This window comes from Vibrio sp. QJM3NY_26 (assembly GCF_057786005.1).
In genome coordinates this window covers 1563945-1581684 of the sequence record NZ_CM173515.1, presented here as the reverse complement: position 1 = coordinate 1581684, position 17740 = coordinate 1563945, and the positions used below count along the sequence as shown (strand labels likewise).

The 17740-nt window shown below is 42.2% G+C and carries 19 protein-coding genes and 1 tRNA gene; 11 read left to right on the top strand and 9 right to left on the bottom strand.

Annotation, left to right across the window (positions count from 1 at the left end; genetic code table 11):
• The first annotated feature begins 49 nt into the window (after positions 1 to 49).
• The 6 genes from radC to AC3CH4_RS07090 all read left to right on the top strand — a co-directional run bounded on the left by radC (position 50) and on the right by AC3CH4_RS07090 (position 4538).
• A complete protein-coding gene (gene radC, locus AC3CH4_RS07115; RefSeq protein ID WP_488543545.1) occupies positions 50 to 520 on the top strand; it encodes a RadC family protein in 471 nt (156 codons plus the stop codon).
• Positions 517 to 945 carry a DUF2787 domain-containing protein gene (locus AC3CH4_RS07110; protein ID WP_146492465.1) on the top strand — a complete coding sequence of 143 codons (429 nt, stop codon included), beginning with the start codon at positions 517 to 519 and terminating at the stop codon, positions 943 to 945. The genes radC and AC3CH4_RS07110 overlap by 4 nt, the downstream gene beginning before the upstream one ends.
• 49 nt (positions 946 to 994) lie before the next feature.
• A complete protein-coding gene (locus tag AC3CH4_RS07105) occupies positions 995 to 1435 on the top strand; it encodes a DUF2787 domain-containing protein (protein ID WP_488543544.1) in 441 nt (146 codons plus the stop codon).
• A 577-nt stretch (positions 1436 to 2012) separates the two neighbouring features.
• Positions 2013 to 2348 carry a hypothetical protein gene (locus tag AC3CH4_RS07100; protein WP_488543543.1) on the top strand — a complete coding sequence of 112 codons (336 nt, stop codon included), beginning with the start codon at positions 2013 to 2015 and terminating at the stop codon, positions 2346 to 2348.
• Between the two features lie 107 nt (positions 2349 to 2455).
• Entirely contained in the window at positions 2456 to 3205 is a 750-nt protein-coding gene (locus AC3CH4_RS07095; RefSeq protein ID WP_488543542.1) for a hypothetical protein, read from the top strand.
• The gene (locus tag AC3CH4_RS07090; protein ID WP_488543541.1) at positions 3192 to 4538 is read left to right on the top strand and encodes a hypothetical protein; all 1347 of its coding nucleotides are present in this window, start codon (positions 3192 to 3194) and stop codon (positions 4536 to 4538) included. The genes AC3CH4_RS07095 and AC3CH4_RS07090 overlap by 14 nt, the downstream gene beginning before the upstream one ends.
• A 45-nt stretch (positions 4539 to 4583) precedes the next feature.
• On the opposite strand, the gene AC3CH4_RS07085 is transcribed toward AC3CH4_RS07090, so the two are convergent.
• Positions 4584 to 5219 (bottom strand): inovirus Gp2 family protein, encoded by a 636-nt coding sequence (locus AC3CH4_RS07085; RefSeq protein WP_488543540.1) that lies wholly within the window; start codon positions 5217 to 5219, stop codon positions 4584 to 4586.
• 289 nt (positions 5220 to 5508) lie between these two features.
• The gene (locus tag AC3CH4_RS07080; RefSeq protein ID WP_488543539.1) at positions 5509 to 6978 is read right to left on the bottom strand and encodes a hypothetical protein; all 1470 of its coding nucleotides are present in this window, start codon (positions 6976 to 6978) and stop codon (positions 5509 to 5511) included.
• Between the two features lie 175 nt (positions 6979 to 7153).
• On the opposite strand from AC3CH4_RS07080, the gene AC3CH4_RS07075 reads away from it, so the two are divergent.
• Complete coding sequence (locus AC3CH4_RS07075) at positions 7154 to 7768, top strand: hypothetical protein (protein WP_488543538.1); 615 nt, start codon at positions 7154 to 7156, stop codon at positions 7766 to 7768.
• Between the two features lie 62 nt (positions 7769 to 7830).
• Here the strand turns inward: AC3CH4_RS07075 and AC3CH4_RS07070 are convergent, their stop codons facing one another.
• The 4 genes from AC3CH4_RS07070 to AC3CH4_RS07055 form a co-directional block, all read right to left on the bottom strand.
• On the bottom strand, positions 7831 to 8022 hold the full coding sequence (locus AC3CH4_RS07070; RefSeq protein ID WP_488543537.1) for a helix-turn-helix transcriptional regulator: 192 nt from the start codon (positions 8020 to 8022) through the stop codon (positions 7831 to 7833).
• Positions 8023 to 8196: 174 nt separating this feature from the next.
• Positions 8197 to 9438: an integrase domain-containing protein gene (locus AC3CH4_RS07065; RefSeq protein WP_488543536.1), complete on the bottom strand. Its 1242-nt coding sequence runs from the start codon at positions 9436 to 9438 to the stop codon at positions 8197 to 8199.
• A 187-nt stretch (positions 9439 to 9625) separates the two neighbouring features.
• A tRNA-Val gene (locus tag AC3CH4_RS07060) sits at positions 9626 to 9702 on the bottom strand.
• 264 nt (positions 9703 to 9966) lie between these two features.
• Entirely contained in the window at positions 9967 to 10635 is a 669-nt protein-coding gene (locus AC3CH4_RS07055) for a DUF2726 domain-containing protein (RefSeq protein WP_004734944.1), read from the bottom strand.
• A 272-nt stretch (positions 10636 to 10907) separates the two neighbouring features.
• Between AC3CH4_RS07055 and AC3CH4_RS07050 the strand changes: the two genes are divergently transcribed.
• Positions 10908 to 11093: a hypothetical protein gene (locus AC3CH4_RS07050; protein WP_004734943.1), complete on the top strand. Its 186-nt coding sequence runs from the start codon at positions 10908 to 10910 to the stop codon at positions 11091 to 11093.
• A 153-nt stretch (positions 11094 to 11246) separates the two neighbouring features.
• Here the strand turns inward: AC3CH4_RS07050 and AC3CH4_RS07045 are convergent, their stop codons facing one another.
• A complete protein-coding gene (locus AC3CH4_RS07045) occupies positions 11247 to 13211 on the bottom strand; it encodes a GGDEF domain-containing protein (RefSeq protein ID WP_488543535.1) in 1965 nt (654 codons plus the stop codon).
• Positions 13212 to 13470: 259 nt separating this feature from the next.
• Here AC3CH4_RS07045 and AC3CH4_RS07040 point away from each other — a divergent pair, with 259 nt between their 5' ends.
• The gene (locus tag AC3CH4_RS07040) at positions 13471 to 14577 is read left to right on the top strand and encodes a M20/M25/M40 family metallo-hydrolase (protein ID WP_488543534.1); all 1107 of its coding nucleotides are present in this window, start codon (positions 13471 to 13473) and stop codon (positions 14575 to 14577) included.
• Between the two features lie 128 nt (positions 14578 to 14705).
• Here the strand turns inward: AC3CH4_RS07040 and AC3CH4_RS07035 are convergent, their stop codons facing one another.
• Positions 14706 to 15128: a DUF3859 domain-containing protein gene (locus AC3CH4_RS07035; protein ID WP_488543533.1), complete on the bottom strand. Its 423-nt coding sequence runs from the start codon at positions 15126 to 15128 to the stop codon at positions 14706 to 14708.
• Between the two features lie 78 nt (positions 15129 to 15206).
• Positions 15207 to 15575 carry an ATP-binding protein gene (locus tag AC3CH4_RS07030; RefSeq protein ID WP_054546426.1) on the bottom strand — a complete coding sequence of 123 codons (369 nt, stop codon included), beginning with the start codon at positions 15573 to 15575 and terminating at the stop codon, positions 15207 to 15209.
• Positions 15576 to 15848: 273 nt separating this feature from the next.
• Between AC3CH4_RS07030 and metA the strand changes: the two genes are divergently transcribed.
• The gene (metA, locus tag AC3CH4_RS07025; protein WP_004734938.1) at positions 15849 to 16790 is read left to right on the top strand and encodes a homoserine O-acetyltransferase MetA; all 942 of its coding nucleotides are present in this window, start codon (positions 15849 to 15851) and stop codon (positions 16788 to 16790) included.
• A gap of 169 nt (positions 16791 to 16959) precedes the next feature.
• Positions 16960 to 17727, top strand: coding sequence for a type IV pilus biogenesis/stability protein PilW (pilW, locus tag AC3CH4_RS07020; protein ID WP_488543532.1), 768 nt, complete (start codon positions 16960 to 16962; stop codon positions 17725 to 17727).
• Positions 17728 to 17740 lie beyond the last annotated feature (13 nt).

The window sequence follows — 17740 nt, the reverse complement described above, 5'->3', positions numbered from 1 at the left end:
ATATGTCATTAAAGTGAATAACCTAAAGCCTGATTAAAGGAGAACCAAAATGAGAACACTTTCACCACCACTACTCTCACAGCAAGAGCATGAACATCGCGTTCTAGAAAAGGCAGCAGAGATATTAGAAGAGCGTTACGTACGAGGAGATGTATTTACCAACCCACAAGCTACCCGAGACTATTTGCGATTTAAGATAGGCGGCAGTGAACGCGAAGTGTTCGCCGTCATGTTGCTAGATAACCAACACCGATTAATTGAATTTGAAGAGTTGTTTCAAGGGACGATTGATGCGGCAAGCGTCTATCCAAGGGAGGTTGTAAAGACTGCTCTGAAGGCCAATGCGGCGGCGGTTATCTTTGCTCATAACCATCCATCAGGCGATCCTGAGCCGTCCCAAGCAGACAAGCGCATCACGATGAGATTGCAAGATGCTTTAGCGCTCATTGATGTTCGAGTTCTGGATCATATTGTTGTCGGGGAACAATGCACATCGTTTGCAGAGAGGGGCTGGTTATGATTAAGAAACACTATGGTGACATCACCCTCAATAGCAAACTCCACCAGCAGTTAGAGCAAACCATCGCTCGCTACTCGATTCCTAAAGACACGACACGCATTGCACTCAACTGCCGAAATACTAGCTACTACAAAACAAAGGAAGGGGTCGCTCCTGTAGAGATTCAGTTAAAGCGGGAGAATTCACGCTCTGATTGGAATTTGGTTTTCGTGGCCAATTTTACTTATCAAGACAAAGCCACCGACTCGCTCGATGTGTACCTCTATTTCCACCTACTTAATCACTGGTGCTATCAACCAGATGCGGGGGCAGCCAGCCTGAGCCACCCTGTCACAACAAAAGTGTTCCAAGCCTGGATGTGCGCCTTCCATGAGCATTTAACTCAGCATGTCTTCGATGACATACAGCTCACTCAAGTCCGCTAAGGCTAACCAATCACCACACTCTTTCATCTAAATTCAAGGAGACATCAATATGTCTACACTGCTCTTTCACCCATCAAGTTTACCTGTGTCAGACAAACTTCACGCACTGTTAAACAACCATTTTCAACAACAATTAACCCAGAGTGAGTCAATAGCTCAAAGTACTTACCTGACGTTCAACTTTCGAGATAGTTCATACAGCTCAGAAGCTGGTGGATTTCACCCTGTTGAAATCGCGATGACACAGATCTCCAGTGGTTTATGGAATGTCGAATACATCACTGATTTTGCTTACGCTGGGAATGTGTATCCAGAATTGGCGCGATGTCTAGACTTTGACTTTCGAGACCAAGCGTTCTTTACAGAGTTCGGGGGATGGAGCCCAATCAAGGGTAACTATTCCGCTGTAGAGATGTTCGAGCTTTGGCAGGATAACTTCTTAAACTACATCGACATGGAAGCGTTTGACTCTATATCTATCACTTCGTAATGAGAGAACAACCCGTCCGGGTCTATGTCACGATAGAAAGGCACCGGACCACTACAGCCATCAAGAAGTCGTGCTTCGGAGAGAGCTAACCCTATATGTAGCAAGGCCTGAATGAATTTCCATCATTGACTCTCACCCCACGACTTATCATGACATTACCGATAAGTGATACCAACCATGCCCAATATCCCCCCTTTGAAAGAGCAGCTCACAAAAGCGCTCATCAGAGTAGCTCTCATGAGTTGTCATTACCTTAATGAACAGTATCAGCACTTTAAAAAGGAGGTAGAGCAAAGCTCAGATCACGAACTGTTTGAATTCGTCCAACGCCTTTCTTCTACTCACCTAAAACGGCTCTTAGCCACTATTGAGTTGATGAACAGAGGTTATCTACTGAGTGAAATTCTAGAAGCAGCAAAGGATAAATAATGGCCTTTCCCGAGATCATTTAAATTCAAATATACAGCCCATTTCACATAATCATTATCCGCTATTTGAGTGAGACGTTATTTGTCTCACCCATCCTTATCCTAATGCCATCAGTGATGGTTCATAGACACCCAACTAAGGATTCACAATGACCACAAGTAATGTACTGCATCATACCAATGATGAAGAGCTCATCGCTTTAATCCAACGAAAAGAGTCGTTCACCTTAACTCGGGTAAAAAACTTCTCTCAGACGGTGAAAAAGATAGACCGGCTTATAGAAGCTCAAAATCTATCTTGTCGAATATACACAGCAGGTCGCTCTACAACGATGGCTGCTACCTTGGCTTCCGGCCCTGCTGTCATTTTTGGCCTAGCTTCAGCAGCCGCAATATCGGCGCATAATTTAGCCACAAGAAACCCAGATTATGAAATAGCTAAGTACCCTCTAGCTAAGAAGCTCGTCATTAACTACAAAAAGTAATTGCATCAGGCTGTGTGGCCACCAGCCGATCCCTAGTCAAGTTGATTCTTTAGCTCATCACTTTTAAGTGATGAGGCGATTGATCATGTTTAAATTTTGGTGGTCCCATGTCTTCTAAACCAAACAGACAACGCATCGAACATATAGAGTTAGTCTTTGAAATTTACTCCCACATACCGACTCAACGAAAAGTTACAGTTAATGAAATTCATGAACGATTAACGAGTACTGGGATTAAGCGTTCGAAACGTACCGTACAACGCTGCTTGAATATTCTGACGGATTACCTAGATATTGAAAAAGACGATAGAACCCTCCCCTATAGCTATCATCGAAGCTCCCAACCCAATGTATTCATGGGCCCTAAAGAATCTGTACTTCTTGAGTTTGCTTTTGAGAGTTTAAAAGCAACACTTCCTGAAAGTTACCTATCAAGTATGCAATGCGCTTTTGCACCCTTTTTGTTAACGGACCACAACCAAGGTCCACGTATAGATATTCGATACAGATTAATTGATGAGGAAGAAGGTTATGACGACGCTCTCTTTGACAAGCTTTGTCTTGCAATCTATTACCAGCGTGAAATTCGCCTCCATCTAAACAGCGAACAAACTCTCCAGTACATCTGTCCACTTGGGCTTGTGTTAGAGAGTGAAGCCCTTCAATTGATCTACCAATTCCAAAGCCATGTTTGCGCTGTCCCTTTAAATCAAATTCAAGACATTTACATCAGTACATTCGGATTTACCTATCCAAAGGGATTTTCACTATCTGAGGTCATTACACCTAAACGAGAACCAACACTTAAAGACAAATGTTCACACAACCACACAAGGAATGATCATGAAAAATACTAAGTTACTCAGGACAACTCTCATCAGCTCTATTGCTTTAGCTCTGACAGCTTGTGGAGGGGGCTCCAATAGCAATACCCCACCTAGAGACACAACGCGCTCATTATCAAGCATGAGTGTTGTTAATGATGGTTTTCAAACCTTTAAGCCTCGCGCTCACGATTTGACTGGCTATCGTGCATATTCTAGAGCAGCTATGTTCAATACGCCTTTAGATGACGGGCAAAGTGCATACGTTTATGAGAACCCTGAAAGCGGTGAAGTAAGCTCGATTAGTTTCGAAGGCGATAATACTGAGAGTGTTGCGACTCCAACTATCGATATGATCGTCGACCTCAATACCACCTACTCCGCAATCAACATGAGTAATGTCACCGTCACCGTGGATGACGTGGTGTACGAAGGCAGTTACACCCTCATACAGGACAAAAATACCGGTGATCTTTATCCATTAGTCGAGAGCGGCGTTCCTATCTATAAGAAGGTCGAAGCTGAACATGAGGCTTGGGTCACCAACACACGCTTTTCCCACAACGGAGATAGCACGCGTATTTACTTAAGGCACAGTGATGAACTCAGCCTTCATAAAGCCGAACTTGTTGATGGGACGTTTACCATTTCTAAAGTCTTTGATGATTACTTCCGAAACAATGTAATTCTATCAACTGGTGATATTGTCACTGTTCCTTGGAGTGGCGATAGCTTAACGTGGGTAGAGCAAGACGGTACAGAGCACAACTTTAGTTACGATACGTCACTGTTGTCTGTTCCATTTCTATACGCAGATAAACTCTATGCAATTCGAGATTCCGATGATGCACTTATAGAGCTTACATTGAATGGAACTACCTTAAACCAAACCGATGCTCTATGGACCACCAATGGGTACAGACCGTCCTCCATGAGTGTGGTCCGTAGTGATTATAAAATGCATTCAGATTGCTCTGTGTATCAGTTCGATGACACAACCAAAACCATTACACAACTCGAACCCTCTAAAGCGCATAGTGGCCACGTAGCCAATGCAGGCCAAACCTCACTGTACTGCATGTACTCAAGTGCAGATGATAATAATGCACTGCCTAGCTTCATGCGTTTTGATATCAGTAAGGCTGAATTTAGCCAACCCGCTATAACGACAATCGGTGCCTCTAGTGGTACTAAACTCGATGCCAACGAACGAATGGCCGTCGTCAGCGATAATGAACTGATGTTCTATCAATATCCAAGTGGGACCTTTACCGAGTACTACATCAACTTTGACGCTGGTACTACAACGGAAAAAGAAGTGAGTTCAATAACGGCTATTAAGATGCAAACCGTCACTCAAAATTAATTGTTTATAAGGATTAAATGAGGGCGATGGTTTGCCCTCATTTTTTTAAGTTCGAGAGCACCCAAAACTTCGTGATCTATTCCCAGATTGCTTGGTCTCAACCTTAGCCAAATAGCTGACCCGTTTAAACAGGTTATCCACCTGTTGGTAGAATTTATCTGACTTTTGCTCTAACCAATAGGTAGGGTTGTCTGGGAAGTGGACTAAGGTATCACCTTCATTGGCTTTGATATCCAACGCTCGACACCACGCCTTCTTTATCATGTCTGATAAATTGCCTTTTTGATCAAACCTTCCAAGAGAATGGTAGACGTCTTTATTCAATAACAAGACAAGGTGGTAATGGTGACTCAATGACGTGCTTCTTTCTTTACACCAAGCATATCGAACCTTACAACTACGAGCCGTTTGACCTCTCCTTTTTTTTCGACTGAGATCAGCTTGAATTTGAGCATCCAGCGAAGCGATAAAGTTCTTTATGACACTAGAGTCATCAAACAATAAAGACTTAGCTAAACGCAAGTCTACTCTAATGGCTGTCGTTCGAGGATATTGTGTAACGGCTTTATCAATCGTCTCATACAACTTATCAAGATAGCTACTAACTAAACCGCCTTTTAGCTTTAAGATTGGCAATCCATTGAATGTATCATTGGTCGTTATTTTAAATTTTTTCATCATTATACCTTTGGGGTGAATGTCTCTGGTATAAGATGATTGGGAGCGGTTATTTAATGAGGTAAGTATCTTTATTGAATTGTGTTTGGTAAGGGTAAGTTGATAAATGATATATACGTAATATTACCATACCGCAATAACGAGATCAGAACATGCCCCTGTCGAACCATTGCATTCTAGGTTTAACCAAACGCAAATGATGTCAACGTGACAGTTCAATCAATTTTGAGTAATAAACACTAGATTCAAGCAATTGAGGCTACTCTGAAATTAAGTACTAAGCGGTCATGTATTAACCTTCGCCAAAATAGATATAGGTATGCTCCTTTATAAATAGATTCTCACAATCCAAATCAAGTAAACGCCCGCTTCGAAGAGTTGGACTATCATGAAATTTAGAACTGGCGATATTTAAGTCGTAATAGGTGCCATCAACAACATATGACGCTGAAATATTACAGGAAGGATACTTCCCCTTTCTCGGTGCGTAGTGTTGAAAATCATGCATCAAGAAGTTGACCATGTTCAGACGAGCACCTTGGGAACAATGCCCTCGAATCACTTTTGCCAACGACATTGCTAACCCTGAAGAAAGAGAGAGCAAACTATTCTTCCAAAATGTATGCACGTCTTTTAATAACACAGAATCATTTGGCTCCTTGAGGTACTTCTGAGTAAATATCGAACCTTCTTGAACAACTTGCTGAACTTCGGAATCATCCTCCAGTAACTTATCGAGCTTATCGAACGTTTCACTGGTCAATGCTTGCCAATGGTTCATCAGTATCAAAGCCGTCAAAACTTCTAATTTAGCCAAGATGCCTAAAGTAAGCCCATCCACTCTGAAAAAGGGATCGCACGCTAGTCGCGACAGATCAAACTCATCAACGAAATCTGCCTCAGTTATACGTTTAGATTTCGTATTTTCAAGCCTCTTATCAAGGTTGATCTTTTTACCTATCAAAAAAGAGAGCTTGAAGGGCAGTTCAAAATCAAATTCATATTTCAGAGAGCACTCTTTTGCTGTTTGATAGATCAGGTAGCATTCAGGCGTCTCATATATTAAGCCATTCACGTTTTTTATTGCTTCCTTGTTAGGTATGGCTCTCCTTGCATTTTCACTTTCTTGCGACGAGAAAAAGCCTAAATCAACCTGATATCGCTTGCCAAACTTGCCGAAGTAGATCGGACACACACCACCACCAGCCTCTCTTTTAATAAACCCTATTTTGCGCAGTGTTGCTAATTGAGATTTCAAACGACTCTGATTAATCCCCCCCATTAAACGTCGAATCTTACTTTCTGATAGCAGCTCTTCATTTCCAGTGATGGATGACTGAATAAAGCCCAATTCATTTGCATGGAAGATAAATATCCCGATCAAAAGAAGGTTTGAGGGCCTAAGTTTGAGGTTTTTTCCTTTTAGAACTGTTTGAACTTTTGGTGAAAAAGCCTCAAAAAATGCTTCATGAATAGATAGAAAGCCCCCCTCTTTCAATGAGTCTAAATAGATTGAATCAAAAATGAATTCGTGCTTCCCGTGCTTTGTTTTTTTCATTTCCCCTAAGTGATGATATTGAAGATAAACAAGCAATTCAGAAACGACTTTATGAGAGACGCCGAAACTTTCACGTAGATGTGAAACCGACATATCTGCCGACACGTTTCTCTTGTTAATTTGCTCGCAAATTATCGCTAAAAATAAGTATCTTCCCTCAGGAGAAATATGCTTCATCTCAGATAGAAACTTAACAACAGCCATCAGACACAACCCTAGATACCACTATATAAACCCTATTTGTGCCTAATAATAGAAAAACTGTACAAACTTTAAAACCACCTTAATCACAAATATAAAACGTATTTAAAATAAAGTTTTAAAATTAAACACGGAACATTTACTATCGTTTGAGAGTGGATAATAGGTGTATTATTTTATGGATGAAAAATCGCTAAAAAGTAGAATGAGTTGGTTCAAGTCAGACAACCTAGAAATGGCAACGTGGTTAAAAAGCTATGCTAAAAGACAGACATGGATAGAAGAAATAGCAAAAAAAAATCGCACTAAAGACATCCAAACCGATGAAAGCTTTGCTCAAAACTTCATCGACAATTGGACCTGTAAAAGCTATATTAGTGACAAAGACAAGCACAAGGTGAACCTGTTAAGAAGTGCATGGCGTAGTCATTCAAAGCGTGAAAAAACGTCAACATTTTTACTATCCCCAAATGCAAAAAAGTGCCTCAACTTCCTATCTAAACGGCTGAAAGTATCTAAAACATACGTAGTGAATGAAACGCTTGTGGCTGCCGTTAACCTAATAAAAAAGAACAAAAACAAGAAATTCGAGGCCAACCTTTTGCTTCCAAAACTGGAACGAGAAGAGCACGCGATTGATTCACTATTAGGAGAACTGTTGGATATTGAGGAGCTGAAAAAAGAGATAAAAGAATTGAAGGCGAAGAATGCAACCTTACAAAAGTCATTGAACGACAGGGACGCAAGACTACGTATCAAAAGATTGGTAGGACGGCGAAGACCTTATAAATAGTTTATTGTAACTGCTATTCGTTACCACTATGCGAGCAATTTCCTTCTCCGCCACATAACTTGTTACCTGTGAGCAACCCTATCAAGAATCCAGTCTTGAACCTCACTTTCTACCCATGCGACGGCCCTATCTCCAATTGGCACCTGTGATGGGAATTGCTGTTTTTCTATAGAGCGATACATTCCCGACCTTGATAAGCCGGTCATTATTAGTACGTCATTGAGACGAATTAAGCGAGTGGTTACGTTTGACATATTGGCACCTTACAAGTAAATAGATTTCACTTAAATGACATATGTCTGAAATTATTTAGGCTATATGCGCCATAGAAAAACCGTTCTCTATGCCAATGCCCAGCCTTTAAATTCAATGAAGGACATCAGTTACAACGTAATGAACGTTTATTAAAATCAAATTTCATGTACCTTTTAACCCACAACCTTAAGGCTCTTTTTACCACTCATCGACAAGCTTCCCGTTGCAGCCCCTTCAATATGATCACTCCACCACGCCATGAGAACTTTACGACGCTCAAGGTAATCAGTACGGTTGTATGCGCTTCTTACCTTATCTCTATCTACATGAGAAAGTGCAGCTTCAATAATGTCTGGGTCAAAGTTCTGTTCATTTAGAGTGGTACTAGCTAATGCGCGTAAACCGTGAGAAGTTTGCCTGCCCTTCATGCCCATTCTTACTAATGCTTTATTTGCTGTCTCTTTGTTGATGTGATTTTTGTTACTTTTGTCTGCAGGGAAAAGGTATTCACTATCACCTGTGATGAAATCAATAGTTTCTAATAGATCTAGAGTTTGTTTTGTTAAAGGGACAGTATGTACTCTCCCCTTTTTCATTCTTTCAGCAGGAATAACCCAAAGCATATTTTCTTTATCAATTTCATCCCAACGTGCCCCGGCCGTTTCAGTTGGTCTTGTCATAGTATGAAGTTGCCATTCTAGCAAGCAGCGAGTGATAGGTTTAATTGACGCGTAGTTGATTGTTTTGAGGAGCTCAGGAAGTTCATCAGGAGTTAACGAAGCTTGATTGGTCACCTTAGCTGTTTCAAAGGCTTTACCAATGCCTGCGAGCTTGTTGTGCTCAATCACACCAGTATTTACTGCAAAGGTCATTATCTCATTGAGGTTGCGACACAAGCGTCCTACTGTTTCTAATTTACCTTGGTTCGCAATGGGTTTAATTGTTTTGATCGCTTGAGGGGCTGTTATATCACCAAGGGGAAACTTACCTAGGTCAGGTAAGAGGTACTTCTCAATGCGTTGCTTCAATTTCTTAGCCGTTTGCTCTTTGACGCTTGTTTTCTTAACTTCAATCCAGTCATCAAATACTGCTTGCAATGTGTTTGATAGCTCGAGCTGCTTTGTTCTAAGCGTATTATCACGATGCTCTTTAGGATCAATACCGTCTGCAAGAAGCTCTCTTGCCTCAATCGCTTTAGTTCTTGCTTTGGCTAGGGAGATATCAGGGTACTTACCTAAGGCTAGGTTCAAGCGCTTTCGTGAAATAGGGTGATAATAAGAAAAGCGCCATAGTTTTGTTCCTATAGGCTTAATCTTCAATGATAATCCATCACCGTCACCTAAATTATATTCTTTCTCTTTAGGCTTTGCTTGTTTGATTTGAGTAGCCGTTAAAGGCTGTACCTTTTTCGCCATCGTAACCCCCCTGAAGTAACCTCGAAATTGCTTAGATCTTAAAAGACTACTTCAGAGATTACTTTAAACGGTGGATTTTACAACACATCATGGGATCTCTTGGGACCAAGAAATAGCTAAGAGCCTGATAAAACAAGGAACTACAGGCACAAAAAAGCCCACACTAGGTGGGCTCTTTCGTATAATTTGGTGCCCGCTACTGGACTCGAACCAGTGACACCTTGCATGTCATGCAAGTACTCTAACCAACTGAGCTAAGCGGGCAATGCTTTGAAACTTAACTAACCGCTTTACTAAGTGGCTAACGCTTCAGAACGAGATGGATAATAACGAGTGAATGGGTAGCGTGCAAGGATAAATTTGCACAAAACGGTTCGTTTGCTTTTAAAAACAACAATCAGAATAAATTTTAAACACAAAGCAGATCAATGGCTTGAAGTAGATCACATTTCGCCTCTAGTTCAATAGCTATATACATCTGCCTGTTTCGTGTCTTACCCCTCTAATAAAGCATTTTAACTCAAGATATTAGTTAGAATCTTCATCCACATCGAATACAACGTTGTAGTTCTCTGTATACGTACAGTTTGGTTGACGGCTACAAGTGAAGAATCGTCGGCCTTTGTAATCGCCTTGGCTGGCCAGTTTGATGATCATCGGGCTGCCGCACTTCTTACAGAATCGAACTTCTTTTGATGGCTCGATTAAATCGATGTGTGCTGCCAGTAACCTCTTCAAACGGCTCACTTGGTAGCTGTGTTTAATAGATGCACCAATCAGTGGCAATCCTGCCGATTTACACACGTGGATCAGTAGCTTTTCTCGATCGGCCTTTCCCTTGTTGAGCTCTTTGCCGTTATCAAGTTCGATGATCACGCGGGGCTCTAACGTTCGCGGGTCGCAGACGACAAAATCAAAGTAACTACGTGAGATTTTGTTGTTGGCGATAAACCAATTCTTCTTGTTGTTCGCCTTAGCTGGAACAAGAACGTTCGACATGCTGACCTTGGCAAACACTTCGCCATGGTTACCCACTGCAGATTTAAGTGCGTTATAAAATGTCGCCTGTTGCGCCGACATCAACGACCCTTTTTTCTGATAGGCATGATCTTTGGTGTCGTCATGCTTCACTAGATACTTTTGGATAAAGTAAAAGAACACAACCAGAACAATTACAACGATAAAGATATTAGTCATTTTCCAACACAATCACGTCTGTATAGGGATTAAGAGAGTGGCTAGCGTATGTAGAAAAGCCTCACGTGGCAAGCAAAAGAGCGAGAGTTGCCAACCATAATCACGACCTTTGAATGCTGTAATCAACAAGAGGTCGCTCATACGCTAGACACACCTCTCCTATTTGATAATCAAATCATCAATTACACTCTAGATTGATTTAGATCAATTTACCTAAATTTGTGATCAACTAGTCTGAAAAACGTTAGGCAAATGTTAATAAGGAAATTGATATGGAACTCAAACAAGACCCAAGATGTTATACGGACGTATGTGTAGACGGTAAATGGTTCCACTATGACCACTGCGGAACTCGAGCTTATATGTTAAAAGGCGGTGCTTCCGCGGTGATTGAACTGGCAAGAGAACCGGCTACAGAGGGCGAACTGGTTGAAATGCTGCAAGGTGCCGCTAAATAACTCATTTAGAAAATGTTGATATAGATAAACTCGACATATCGCTAAGTAAACCCCACTTTTCACTCAAATTTTGATATTAGCGATCTCAGAGTGTTCCAGAAGCCATTCTTATCTCACGAAGATCAGAATGGCTTTTTGTTTCCTGATTAGCGATTAACTTTCAGCGATGATGACTTGATTCCTACCCGACTCCTTCGCTTGATATAATGCATCATCCGCGGCTTTGAGGTACTTCTTGTAAGTATCTTGATTGAGTTGCTCATGAGCAATACCAATCGACGCCCCTATCGATGTGGTGAGGTCTAAAGAACCGGAGTGCGTATCAATTGGCGTTTCAGCAATGCCTAAACGGATAACGTTCAATTGTTGTTCAGGATCGACGGATCCAGATAGCAACAGGACAAATTCTTCACCACCCCAGCGAGCCACTACGTCATTCGGAAGCAAATGTTGTTTAACTCGCCTTGCGACTTCCACTAATACCTCATCACCAACATCATGTCCAAAGGTGTCATTAACGCGCTTAAAGTGGTCAAGATCTAAAATAACTAAACTGATTCCAAACCGTGAAGTATTAAATGTCATTGGCTGAGTTAACAACTGCTCTAGATAGCGTCGGTTGTATAAACCCGTTAGCGCACACGTTGTAGATTGGGTGACCAACGCTTTATTTTTACTTTGAATGCTGCGAAGCCTTATCAACAACAATGCGACACTGATCATCACCATTATTCCCAACGCGACAACAATTCGATTTCGTAACTGCTGCTTATCTAACGTCAGCTCACCAAGCTCTTTTTCTGCGTTAAGCAGTTCATTTTCTTGGGCTAATGATGCCGTGGTGAAATCTTGCTCTAGTAAAAAGATATCGCTCTGACGCTTATCAAACAACAGCGCTTTGTTACCTTTGTAGTAGAGCTTAAAGTAACGAAGTGCGTTTTCGCTGTCGCCTCTCGAATCGTAATATTCAGCAAGTGTTCTTAAACCGAGGACTTTCCAACTGCGAGTACCCACAACGTCGAACATTGCAGACGATCGCTTAAGATCAGCAAAGACAAAATTATCTCGGTTCAAACCGATATTTGCTAAGGCTCTGTTTAAGTAGCACTGACCCAGTTGAAGTGTGTATTTGTCCACTCCCGGATATCTGAGACACAAATTTGCGACCTGCCGTGCTAACTCAAAGTTCTTTTCCGCCAACAACACATCACTCTCTGCTTTCAACAAGATGATTTTGTATCGCTCACTCACATTATCGCCATTGAGCTTAGCCGCACTTTGATACGCCTCTCGGCCTTTAACCAAATCACCACTGCGCAGATAAGCAAAAGACTCATTTACATGCAGCACACCGATGGTAGAAGCTTCGAGTAGTCCACTCTTGTAATAGAGTCTTTTAGCTCTTTTAATCAACTTGAGTGCTTTAGGCCAGTCTTCTAAATAGATATAAAGCAATGCCATATTAGACACTAACTTACTGTTATAGATGTGTTGAGGGTACTTCTTGCCAAGGTCTAAGCCTTTATGGAAAAAATATTGAGCTTCAGGAAAGTCATTGCGGATATTATTGATGACACCAGCCGTGTTATAGGCCTTAATCAACAACTCTTCATAGTGGAGTGATTCCGCGATATCTATCGCTGCTCTGATTTGGATTTCAGATTCCGCTAGCTCGCCCTTACTGATGTATTCGATCGCCAGTTCAACAAGAGATTGGGCCTTTAGCCAACCCATATGTTCGTGTTGTGCGAGTGTTTTAATCTGTCTGACGTATTCTGAAACCGCTTTGGTATCCAGCTTGTGTTGGGCGAGGTTCGACAAAATCATCAATTCATAGGCACGATAGATGGCTTTATCTTGATGGGGGAACTTAGCTCGCAGAGCCTCTAGTTGTTGGGCAGCTAGATTAGGATCACCACGAGACACATCGAGAATATCAATCAATGTAGCTCCGTATTGAGAGAGTAATAACTCTTTCTCTGGACTATAAACACTCGGATTTTCAGGGCGAATGTGCTTTAAATCATCGTCATAAGTTGGATAGAGCAAATACAGCCCCAGCACAACACTCATTAGCACCACTAAAAGGAATGAACCTAACACATTGTTTCTATTCATTTATCAGTGCCATTATTGATTACATTCCAATTTCATCGACGTTTTTTCAAAGCGGTTAAACATTATACCCGACAGATATACAGATTAAAATCCTGCGCATTGGAGAATCTGAGTTGGCTTTTTCTCATCAATTAGAATAATCAGGCAACTTTCTTGATTTAACTCAGATAATCATCTACCTCATTGGCGTTATAGTAATTTTCCTGTTCCTACCTCCGCGGCTTCTTTAGAACAAGCGGAAGCATAATGAGAATTAACAATGACCCAAATTAATGAACAACGTCTTGTAGAACATTTCTGCAATCTAGTGAAAATTGATAGTGAATCTCGTAATGAAAAAGCGATTGCTGAAGCTTTGGCTGAACAACTTTGTGAACTAGGCTTTGAAGTTCACAAACTGGCTGTCCCTACAGAAGTGTCTAACGGTTTCAACATATACGCTCGTCTAGATGGCACTCTTCCAGGAAGCACAGTGTTCAGTTGCCACATGGACACAGTAACGCCAGGCATCGGTATTGAGCCAATCATCGAAGACGGCATCATCCGTTCAAAAGGCAACACGATTCTAGGTGGCGACGACAAGTCTGGTATCGCAGCTATCATGGAAGCGGTTCGTTGCATCAAAGCTGAAGGCAAAGAGCACAAGACTATCGAAATTGCATTTACTGTATTCGAAGAAGGTGGTCTGTTCGGCTCTTTGAACTTCGATATGTCTTACATTCAATCTGAGCACGCTATCGTACTTGATACAGGCGGCCCAATTGGCACCATCGTAAACGCAGCTCCGGGTCAGCAGAAGATTGTCGCGAAGATCAAAGGTCGCCCTGCTCACGCTGGTTTAGCGCCAGAAGAAGGCATCAGTGCCATTCAAGTTGCTGCAGACGCTATCACTAAGATGAACCTACTTCGTATCGATGAAGAAACTACGGCAAACGTCGGTATTGTTGAAGGTGGTCAAGCGACCAACATCGTAATGCCAGAGCTTAAAGTCGTGGCTGAAGCACGTTCACTAAACGGCGAAAAGCTAACGGCTCAAGTTGAGCACATGATCTCGACATTCCAAGAGAGTGCAAAACAGTTCGGCGCTGAAGTAGAAATCGAATCTACTCGTGCTTACGATGCATTCGTGATTGCAGACGATCACCCGCATATTCTTTCTATCAAATCAGCGTTTGAGAAGCTTGGCGTAACCGCAAATACTAAACGCACTGGCGGCGGTAGCGATGCGAACAACTTCAACGCGAAAGGTCTAACAACGGTTAACCTTTCTACTGGTATGGCGAAAGTTCACACCACTGAAGAATACATTGCAGTGAAAGATATGGTCGCTATCACTGAGTTTGTTGTAGCTTACGTAACGCAATAATTTAATCCATTAGTTAGGTAGTCACTTCTATCTAGCACAATGAAAAAAGCCGAGTACACATACGACGTGTGACTCGGCTTTTTATTGTCTGCGTTTAGCCTAAAGCTAACGTCCACCAGAAATTTCGTCTAAAAACCCCTACGCTTCCAGAATTGGCCTTCGTCTTTTGCAACAAGGTCGAATGTCTTATCGGCAATGATGTTGCCTTTTAGCTCCACGGTCATGCGCCACTTACCTAACTTGTTCGAGACTGGCGCCCAGATGGTGTCACCTAAGTAGAAATCCCAGTCGTTGTTACCGACATGCTCTTCACCATCGAACGGTTCGAGCACTTCGCCCTTGTCTGTAGTGACATCCGGGTGATAAATGCAGTAGCGGATTTTTTCACCTTTGGCTTTCTTGATATTCAAGGTATAGCCAAATTCCACGTCGATTTCAGCATCAACGGTGGTGGTGAACTCTTGGATTTTTGGAAGGTCTTTAGATTTGGAATCCCACGTTGTGTAGATCCCGTAAGATGTCATGTCGACCACAACAGAGCGCTTTGCCATTTCAATCGTTACCTTGGAGTTGTTCTATTCATCTAATTCTATTTGCCATTCAGCCACGCAAGCAGAGGAAGAACGATGCTATTCTTGCCAATCTTTTGCCATGCGCTTAATCACAGACGGTTCGATGTCGTGAATGCTGCCATATTGCTCTCGGCATACTTCGATGATCAAGTCAGCTTTGTATTTTCTTGCCAGTTGACGGTAAGCCTTCATTTCCCAATGCTTAATAAAGGTATTCGAAACAACAACATCCAACCCTTGCTTCAAGCCATTCTCTGCCGTGTTCTGACACCACTCATGAGCTTGCTGTAGCTGCCTTGGATCAAAATAGTAGTCACCTTGCTCATTCACGTAATACATATCGGCTTCGACATGCAACGCATCGTAGGTTTTTGCTTTTGTTGACTTGCCAGAACCGGGCAACCCTCGAATGAGTATTAACTTCATCTGTCACTTTACAGGCTAATTCGAAAACATGAGTTTATCGTAAATGCTAACCGCTTGCTCTGATAACTGCCTAGTTCTACATAACAGAACCAAGCACTTATGCATTACTCGGGTAGTCGTTAAACATTATAAGACTCCCTCGACGTCGGAAGGTGGCTTCTGATAGAAAACACAAATAATTTACATCTATCCATTTTGGATATCGACAAGCGTACCAAACTACTATAGATTTAGATGTATAGACGTCTACATATCTAGCTTAGGGAGAAAGCTTTGCCTATTCGCATTCCAGACCAATTGCCAGCATCTGATGTTCTTCGTGAAGAAAACATCTTCGTGATGCCGTTATCAAGAGCATCGACACAGGAAATTCGTCCACTTCGAGTCTTGATCCTCAACCTAATGCCGAAGAAGATTGAAACTGAAACTCAATTCTTACGCCTACTATCAAACAGTCCATTGCAAGTGGATGTAGAGCTGCTGCGCATTGATGACCGACCAAGCAAAAACACACCGACCGAACACCTTGATAACTTCTACCGCCAATTTGAAATGGTCAAAGGGAGAAACTTTGATGGATTGATCATCACTGGTGCACCGCTTGGCTTGGTTCAATTTGAAGATGTGATTTACTGGGACCACCTAAAAACCATCATGGAATGGGCAAACAAGCACGTGACCTCAACCTTGTATGTGTGCTGGGCGGCTCAGGCTGGTTTGAAACTACTGTATGATTTGCCAAAGCGCACTCGTAAAGAGAAGCTTTCTGGTGTTTATAATCACGAGATTCATCACCCTTACCACCCGCTTCTACGTGGCTTTGACGATACCTTCTTAGCACCGCACTCTCGCTATGCAGATTTCTCTCAGGAATACTTAGCCGAGCATACCGACCTTGATGTTCTTGCGACTTCTGATGTGGCTGGCGTATATCTGGCGGCAACCAAAGATAAGCGAAACGTGTTTGTAACGGGTCATCCTGAATACGATGCGCATACATTACACGGTGAGTACGTTCGTGATTTAGGCGAAGGTATGGAACCCGTGATTCCAATCAACTACTACCCGAACAACAATCCAGATAATAAGCCTGTCGCAAGTTGGCGTAGTCATGGGCACTTGCTATTCTCGAACTGGTTGAACTACTGCGTTTACCAACAAACGCCTTACGATTTGGATCACTTCAGCGAAGACAACTTTACCAAAGACGATTAAGTTCTTTCTTCCGATTCACAATCACATAAAGCCGTGTTCAGTAGGTTGTTGATAAAACACCAAATTGGACACGGTTTTTTTATGGTGTTTGAGTCGCATTCCATAATAGATTTACCACTTCAATAGGTTTGATTTCATATGATGGGTTGGTGTTCATAAGGAGCTTCACATGCCCGCCAAGCCGTTATTATCTAAACCTATTTCGTTATCCCGCCCCCTTTCGTTATCGAGCCTGATACTACTCGCCTCTCTTTCGTTGGTCGGTTGTGTTTCTGTCACTGAAGGACCGCCAAAGATCGAAAGCGACCCTATTGCGATGTCTGAATCTCGTATTGAATTAGGTTTGGGTTATATGGGACAAGGGAATATGGTGAGAGCACGTGAAAACCTAGAGCTCGCCATCAAACACGCACCTAGCTACTATCGAGCTCGCCTTTCCATTGCGCACTATTACGAACAAGTTGGGGAAGTTGACGAAGCAAGAGACGCCTATAAGAAAGCGCTGAGGTTAGACGCAAGAAACGGCAATGTATTGAACAACTACGGTACATTCTTGTGTAAACAGGGCGAATACGAGCAAGCCGATAAATACTTTAACCGTGCCATCAACCAACCCTATTATTATCTCGTCTCTGCAAGTTATGAAAATGCGGCATTCTGCGCGTTTAAGGCCGGAGAGGTCGAGCAAGCAAAATACTACTTCTCTCGTGCGATTGACCACGACCCAAATCGAGCTAGATCCGTACTACAGCTTTCTAAAATTGAAGTCAGTGAGGCCGAATACAATGACGCTAGGCTCCGCTTATTCAAATTCCACCAACGTTATGGCTATCAAATTCCATCGCTTCAAATCTTGGTCGAACTCGAAAAGAAAGCGGGTAACCGTGCACTTCAACAGAAATACCAAAGTAAATTAGACGAACTGCTCTCCGTTTAAGGCTAACTAAGCT